Below are 2,218 nucleotides of genomic sequence, written 5' to 3'. Positions count from 1 at the left end.
GGTGCAGCGGCTGCGCGCCACCGAGACCGCCGCCCTCGCCCGGGACGGCGTCGGCACCACGGAGGAACTGGAGCACCGGGTGCGCCGCGCCTCGGCCGGTCCAGGCGAACACCGCGTACAGAGCCATGGCGCTGCACCCGCCGACGAGCGCCGATCGAAGATCGACGGCGAGCCTGTCGATCACCTTTGAACCCCAGCCCTCGGCCTCTTGACGCTGCACAATCGCGTGCCCTATGTCCCAATACAGACTGAGCAGTTCGGTGTTGACGATTCGGGTGGCGCGAACTCGCGCTTGCCGAACTTGCGACTTGAGATGGTCGAGAAGCTGGGCGTAGTCGGCGGGCAGTTCGGCTGGAGCATTCACCCATCCATCTTTACCCAGCGCTGCTGGGAACGCCCACCGGACATGCCCCCACTGGACACCTCAGCCCGCAGGAACGGCGACTCGGGCGTGCGCGCTAGACGCAGGATCACCCGGCCCTCGCACAGCTCAGTTCTTCACAGGGCGCATTGATCGGAGTGAATACGTCCAGCACCATAGCGGCCCTCACCTGAAATCGGGCGCGTCAGGCCTGTCCGCGCGCGGACAGGTACATCGTGTTCGCTGGTAGAGAAAGGTTCTCATGCCGTTCCTAGGTTCGACCATCCACCGTCCGGTATGCATGCTGATGACGGCAACAGTCGTCGCAGCCTCCATCGCTTTGATGTCGCCGGGCATCGCGTCCGCCCAATCAAACGGATGCTCGAAGACTTTCAACCTGTTCATCCCCGGAACCTGGGAAACCGCAGAAGATGCCGATCCCTCGATCCCGGTCGGTATGCTAAAACCGATCGCCCACAGCATCGCGGACACGAACGGTAGCGCGGCACAGGTCCACACTCTGCCGTACATGGCCCGAGCCTTCGACAACGGAAAAACCTACGCAGACAGCAAATCTGATGGTTTGACGAGGCGGGTCCGAGGAGGGTTTCCTTTTCAGCCCGCATCTCAAGCGTGACGCGTTCGGCGTTGCTCCCACAGATCCGTCGGGGCACGTGCGCCAGTTGGTAGGCAGCATGATCTACGCCTCCACGTTCGCCTCCTGGAAATTGCACAGCCCAGGAGCGTTCCTATACACGCTCATCCGTGATGGCGAAGCCGGAGGCGTACCGAATATCGGGACCGACTACCCGATGCTCGAGACCGCAGGCACGATCAAAGTGGTACCGAGCGGCCGAAGCGGCAGCTTCAAAATGGTTTTACTCCAATCCGACATTGCCGAGTCCGCACTGTCGATCATCGACTCCCGAGGGTCCCGAAACCGAGGCGAGGCGGGCAGCCTCCAGAGCTTGGGCAACCAGCGGGCCTACAGTCACGTCGAGCGGGAACGCGCCAAGATTGCCTCCGAGGCTGAAATTAACGGCCACGAGGAAGCGCGACTCATTGCGGCGCTGCGTGACGTAACTTCAGGCGGTGCTTTCGGTGTCTGACGACGAACTACCGATCAACGACGAGGTCCAAACCACGGAAGGTGCGATCGCCTCCTCACCCAAGGCAGACCAGGAACCGCAGCGGTCGGCAAGCAACACTTGCGATCAACACCGATTACCACTGAAGCTGAAGAGACAGGAACGGCGCAAGTAGGAACGCGCGACACTGTCGAGGCGCCTAGGGGCGACCTGCCGGATGATTCAGCGGTGTCGTCCCGGTCAGCTAAGCGCCCGGTGCAGAAGGGTGGTCGAGGAACGGACCCGGGCGCGGACCTTGAACGTCGAGTCGGCCGTACCGAGTTCAACGACGGTGCTCTGGTCAGGCTGCGTGTGCCAATCCGCGTCGACGCGGATTCTGGACGTGATGTTCTCACCGATATAGACGTTCTCGCGGTCGACGTCGACGGACGTCTGCGGATCTCGCGTTCGATACTCGAGTGTAAGAGCGGCAAGGGCCAGTCTGGCGAGCCTGACCGGCTCCTGTGGCTCGCAGGCCTTCAGCAGTTTCTCGGTTTTGAGCGCGCTGTTCTCGTGCGTCAGACAGCCTCACGCCGCGGCCGCGGCCTCGCCCGGCCACTCGGTCTCCGAACTCTCGACGTCGCGACGCTTGCCGGCCGCGAGGCAGCTCATGCCTGGCTGCCAGCGCGATTCGGCACAGCGATCTGTCGGTGGTGGACGGGACCATCCCCTTTCCCGTTCCCGTGGTGCTGGGCCATGAGGGGGCCGGGGTCGTGGAGGCGGTGGGTGC

Annotated in this window: 3 protein-coding genes and 1 pseudogene; 3 read left to right on the top strand and 1 reads right to left on the bottom strand. The window is 63.3% G+C overall.

Going from position 1 to position 2,218, the window contains the following annotated elements; genetic code table 11:
* On the bottom strand, window positions 1–364 hold a 364-nt coding region (locus ABT116_RS51125), incomplete at its 3' end, for a DUF1016 N-terminal domain-containing protein (protein WP_502984046.1).
* Between the two features lie 298 nt (window positions 365–662).
* On the opposite strand from ABT116_RS51125, the gene ABT116_RS43295 reads away from it, so the two are divergent.
* The 3 genes and pseudogenes from ABT116_RS43295 to ABT116_RS43285 all read left to right on the top strand — a co-directional run.
* The gene (locus ABT116_RS43295; RefSeq protein ID WP_003941266.1) at window positions 663–998 is read left to right on the top strand and encodes a hypothetical protein; all 336 of its coding nucleotides are present in this window, start codon (window positions 663–665) and stop codon (window positions 996–998) included.
* Between the two features lie 58 nt (window positions 999–1,056).
* The gene (locus ABT116_RS43290; protein ID WP_003941273.1) at window positions 1,057–1,470 is read left to right on the top strand and encodes a hypothetical protein; all 414 of its coding nucleotides are present in this window, start codon (window positions 1,057–1,059) and stop codon (window positions 1,468–1,470) included.
* A 647-nt stretch (window positions 1,471–2,117) separates the two neighbouring features.
* Window positions 2,118–2,218: pseudogene (locus ABT116_RS43285) on the top strand (alcohol dehydrogenase catalytic domain-containing protein); the annotation flags it as partial.

This window comes from Streptomyces sp. NPDC002130 (genome assembly GCF_040296465.1).
Taxonomy (GTDB): Bacteria; Actinomycetota; Actinomycetes; order Streptomycetales; family Streptomycetaceae; genus Streptomyces.
The sequence above is the reverse complement of the archived record's forward strand: the minus strand, read 5'-3'. Positions and strand labels throughout refer to the sequence as shown.

Excerpts from the sequence above, each read along its gene's own strand:
- ABT116_RS43295 (WP_003941266.1), top strand. The coding sequence starts at position 663 with ATGCTGATGACGGCAACAGTCGTCGCAGCCTCCATCGCTTTGATGTCG.
- ABT116_RS43290 (WP_003941273.1), top strand. The coding sequence starts at position 1,057 with ATGATCTACGCCTCCACGTTCGCCTCCTGGAAATTGCACAGCCCAGGA.